Annotated in this window: 6 protein-coding genes; 4 read left to right on the top strand and 2 right to left on the bottom strand. The window is 62.7% G+C overall.

Annotated features, from left to right (window positions below; all coding sequences use genetic code 11):
* The 3 genes from EOC06_RS33930 to EOC06_RS33940 form a co-directional block, all read left to right on the top strand.
* On the top strand, positions 1–847 hold an 847-nt coding region (locus tag EOC06_RS33930), incomplete at its 5' end, for an aminodeoxychorismate synthase component I (protein WP_128309856.1).
* The gene (locus EOC06_RS33935) at positions 796–1458 is read left to right on the top strand and encodes an aminotransferase class IV family protein (protein WP_127268299.1); all 663 of its coding nucleotides are present in this window, start codon (positions 796–798) and stop codon (positions 1456–1458) included. The genes EOC06_RS33930 and EOC06_RS33935, both read left to right, overlap by 52 nt.
* A 12-nt stretch (positions 1459–1470) precedes the next feature.
* Positions 1471–2412: a DUF3445 domain-containing protein gene (locus tag EOC06_RS33940; protein ID WP_128309857.1), complete on the top strand. Its 942-nt coding sequence runs from the start codon at positions 1471–1473 to the stop codon at positions 2410–2412.
* On the opposite strand, the gene EOC06_RS33945 is transcribed toward EOC06_RS33940, so the two are convergent.
* On the bottom strand, positions 2409–2852 hold the full coding sequence (locus tag EOC06_RS33945) for a hypothetical protein (protein ID WP_127268297.1): 444 nt from the start codon (positions 2850–2852) through the stop codon (positions 2409–2411). The two genes, EOC06_RS33940 and EOC06_RS33945, sit on opposite strands and share 4 nt — an antisense overlap.
* Before the next feature lie 128 nt (positions 2853–2980).
* Positions 2981–3310 carry a hypothetical protein gene (locus EOC06_RS33950; RefSeq protein WP_128309858.1) on the bottom strand — a complete coding sequence of 110 codons (330 nt, stop codon included), beginning with the start codon at positions 3308–3310 and terminating at the stop codon, positions 2981–2983.
* Positions 3311–3501: 191 nt separating this feature from the next.
* Here EOC06_RS33950 and EOC06_RS33955 point away from each other — a divergent pair.
* The coding region (locus EOC06_RS33955) for a LacI family DNA-binding transcriptional regulator (RefSeq protein WP_164898895.1) at positions 3502–4072 on the top strand (571 nt) is incomplete at its 3' end.

The following is a 4072-nucleotide window of genomic DNA, read 5'->3' on the forward strand; positions in this document are numbered from 1 at the left end:
GACCAACGGCCCGATCTTCGACGCCCGTGCGACGTGGTCGCCGGAGGATTATGAAAAACGCTTCTCGCGGCTGCACCAGCACATCCGGCAAGGTGATTGCTACCAGGGCAATCTGACCTTTCCCGTGCATGCGCAATGGTCAGGCGAGCCGCTGGCCGCCTTCGATGCATTGACGGAACGTCAGCCGGTGAAATATGGCGCGCTGATCGCGCTCGGTGAACCCATCGTGCTGTCGCGCTCGCCTGAACTGTTCTTCGAGATCGACGCCGAGGGCATGATCGAGACGCATCCGATGAAGGGCACGGCGCCGCGAGGCGCGACCAAGGCCGAGGACGAACGGCAGAAGATCTTCCTGCGCAATGACGAGAAGAATCAGGCCGAAAACCGCATGATCGTCGATCTCCTGCGCAACGATATCTCGTTGATCAGCGAGGTCGGCACGCTGGACGTGCCGGCGCTGTTCCGCATCGAGACTTACCCGACCGTGCATCAGATGGTGAGCGACGTCAGGGCCAAACTGCTGCCGGGTCTCTCTATCCGCCAGATCTTCGCGGCGCTGTTTCCTTGCGGTTCGATCACCGGCGCGCCTAAGATCCGTGCCATGGAGATCCTGCGCGACCTGGAAGGCACGCCCCGCGATGCCTATTGCGGCGCCATAGGCTGGATCGCGCCCGGCGGCCCGATGCGCTTTTCCGTGGCGATCCGCACCATCTCGCTCTTTTCGGGCGGCGAGGCCGTCTACAATGTCGGAGGCGGCGTCGTCTTCGATTCGACGGCGCAGGAGGAGTATCAGGAGTGTCTGCTGAAAGCGCGCTTCGCGACGGGAACACCGCCGACTTTCAGTTGATCGAGACCATGCGCTGGGAACCCGGCCCGGGCTTCCTGCGCTTCGATCGCCATCTTGCGCGCCTCTATGGCTCGGCGGCGGAGCTCGGCTTCCGCTGTGCTCCAGGCAAGGTCGGCGAGGCACTGAGCAGCGCAGTCGGCGGTTCCGGCGTTGCCATGCGCACGCGGCTCGTCCTGTCGCACGATGGTGAGGTGGCGGCCTCGGCGCAGCCTTATGAACCGCTCGCCGCCGACAAGGTCTGGATGCTGCGGCTGGCGCGGACGAGGCTCGATTCGCACGACACGCTGCTGCGCCACAAGACCAGCCGGCGGCAGCTCTACACGCGTGCCCGCGCCGAACACCTCATCACCCAGGCCGACGAGGTGCTTATGGCCAACGAGCGCGGCGAGATCTGTGAAGGCACGATCACCAATGTCTTTGCCGATCTCGGCGACGGCGTGCTGGCCACGCCCCGGCTCGACTGCGGCCTGCTGCCTGGTGTATTGCGCGCGCAGCTTCTGGATGAAGGCCGCGCCCGCGAAGCGATCTACAGCTTGGACGATCTGAAATCCGCCAAGTCCCTGTTCGTCGGCAATTCGCTGCGCGGACTGATCCCCGCAAGACTGACCTGAAACAGGACGACTGTGCCCACTCACACGCCCCCAGAGCATACGCTCCCCACCCACACGCCCTATGACGGCTCGTCGAAACTGTTCAGTATCGGGCTGAAGCCGCTCGATCCGGCGGACTGGATCGAGATCGACGGCCATCTGCTGCCGTATCTCGCCGAAAAGCACCGGCTCTATGCCGAAATCCCAGAGCGCGTTTTCGTCGAGGAGGACGGCACGCGCGATGCCCAGCAGGAAGTGCTCGACTTGCTCGCTGCGCATCTCCTGGAGAGGTTCCCCGAAACCCATCGGCTCGGCGGATCAGGCATCGAGGTGGTGGGCGCGGCGGGCCGTCTGCCTGCTTCCCTCGCCGATGCGCCGCTGGCCAAGGCCTCACAGCTCGTCCAGGAAGACCTGATCCTGATGCGCCGTGGCGACAGCGGCTGGCGGCTGGTTGCCGGCTCGCTTTGCTTCCCCTCGTCCTGGTCGCTCCTGGAAAAATTTGGCAAGCCGCTGCAGGACATCCACGCGCCGGTGCCGGGTTTCGGCCCGGGCACGCGTCCGGCGGAACTCATCAACCGGATGTTCGATGGCCTCCAGGGGCAGGCCGTCGAGCGCTACAACTGGTCGATCCAGTCCGACAACGCGCTCTATCATCCGCTCTCCGACCTGCAGCGCATCGACCGCGCGACCAACCGGCCGTCGCGCTTTCCCGATGGCGATATCGACGCTCATGCGTTCATCCGCGTCGAGCGGCAGACCCTGCGCAAACTGCCTGTTTCACGCGATATCCTGTTCACCATCCGCATCCATCTCGACCCGCTCGCCGTGCTGGCCAGGCACCCTGATCGGGCGAAGCTCGCGGCGTCTTTCGCCGCCCAGCTCGAAGCGCTCGATCTCGCCCAACTCGACTATAAGGGCCTGACATCAGACCGCGATCGGCTGGTCGACCGGCTCGGGGTGCTGGCGCTGTCCTAAATCGCGGCCAAGCCCAGCAGCAGGATCGCGGACATCGCGGTAAAGACGGTGACGTTGACATCCCACCGCCAACCCGCCGGTCCGAACGGCGGTCGGAATGGCAGGTAGCCGTTCTCGTCGTAGAGCACGCCGCCATAGATCGGTCGTGAGAGCATGGCCACGAAGAACGCTCCATACATGGCGACGCCCAATCCCCCGGCGAGATAGAGCCGCTCGGCTTGGAGTGGGCCTCCAATCCAGATAAGCCCCAGCGCAATCAGCGCGACTCCGGTGTAGCTCAGCACCTGCCAAACGACGTGAAACCGGGCGTGCGGAGTCCACAGCGGATTGGTGGCGTGGGTGGCGTTGAGGTCGGCTTTGATCGTCACCACACCGTAGCCCACGGTCGCGACGCTCAGCAGAATTCGGGCAAGCAGATGACTGTCGTAAGCGAGTTCCATCGCACTTTCCTCCTTCAATAGGGAAATCGATGACGGCAATTCAGCAGATCGTAATCCGAAGTACTTCAACTAGGAAACAGCAGTATGCCGGTCGATGCCGCACTCTGCCGGGCCCCGACGCGGGAGCGTCACGCAGGCGCAACGGCTTGAATGACGCCTTGGGCACAGAAGAGCTGCCCGTCGGCCAGCCGCGCATAGTTGTGGACGATCCCTTTCTCATGATCCTGCAACTGCACGATGAAGTTGCCGCTCTGCTCCGTCCAGCTCATGAGCACGAGGTTCGGGCGTACGCTGGTCATGTCGATCTTGACCACCTCGTCAATTTTGGTGGCTCCGATCGACGCATGCACATGTAGTTCTTCCGGCGAGAAAAACGTCAGCCGGGGTACGAACGGGCCGAAAACGCAGTCGAAAGTCTTACCGACAAGCGAGGCGGGAAAAACATTGGTTTCTGCCATAACTCCCTCCCTGGGCATGGCCGTTGCGACCAAGCCATTTGACGATCTTCGATGTTTCAGTCGCGAAAATGCCAGATACGCCTACTTGGAGCGCTCCAAGTGATACGATCCGCCCTTTCCACTTTCGAGTCAACAAAATTCTTGGAGCGCTCCAAAAAATGGTCTAACTGAAGGGAAATGGGTGAATCGCAATGCCAACGCTAGCCGACGTGGGCAAGGCTGCCGGTGTCTCCCGGGGCACTGTTTCCAACGTCTTCAACCGGCCGGAACTGGTTAGGCCTGAGTTGCGCCAACGTGTCGAAGCGGCTGCGCGAGCGCTTGGATTTGGCGGCCCCGATCCAAAGGGTCGATTGCTGCGGGATGGCAAGTTCAATGCCATCGGGTTCATGCCACCTGGCGCCTACGCCATCGCCGAGGTGATGAGAAGTCCCTATGGCCGCGAGCTGGTGCTGGGCGTTTCGCTCGCCTGCGACGAGGCCGGAACGACGCTCAGCCTTGTAAACGGCACCGATAATACCCGCTTCGCCAGCATCCGCGAGGCCCTCGTTGACGGCTTCATCCTTGGTCACAGCGGGGACATCGGTCTCATAACATCGGCACAACGGCGGCGCCTGCCCTTCGTCATTCTCGAAAGCGACGCAGGTCCCGACATCAATTCGATAAAGATCGACGGCAGGAGGGGCGCGGTCGCTGCCGTCCGGCATCTGACTGGGCTGGGACACCGACATTTTGCCATCCTGTCCATACGGAGAACTCCAGGCC

The organism is Mesorhizobium sp. M7A.F.Ca.MR.362.00.0.0 (assembly GCF_004023175.1).
Lineage (GTDB): Bacteria > Pseudomonadota > Alphaproteobacteria > Rhizobiales > Rhizobiaceae > Mesorhizobium.

Excerpts from the sequence above, each read along its gene's own strand:
- EOC06_RS33945 (WP_127268297.1), bottom strand. The coding sequence starts at position 2,852 with ATGGAACTCGCTTACGACAGTCATCTGCTTGCCCGAATTCTGCTGAGC.
- EOC06_RS33950 (WP_128309858.1), bottom strand. The coding sequence starts at position 3,310 with ATGGCAGAAACCAATGTTTTTCCCGCCTCGCTTGTCGGTAAGACTTTC.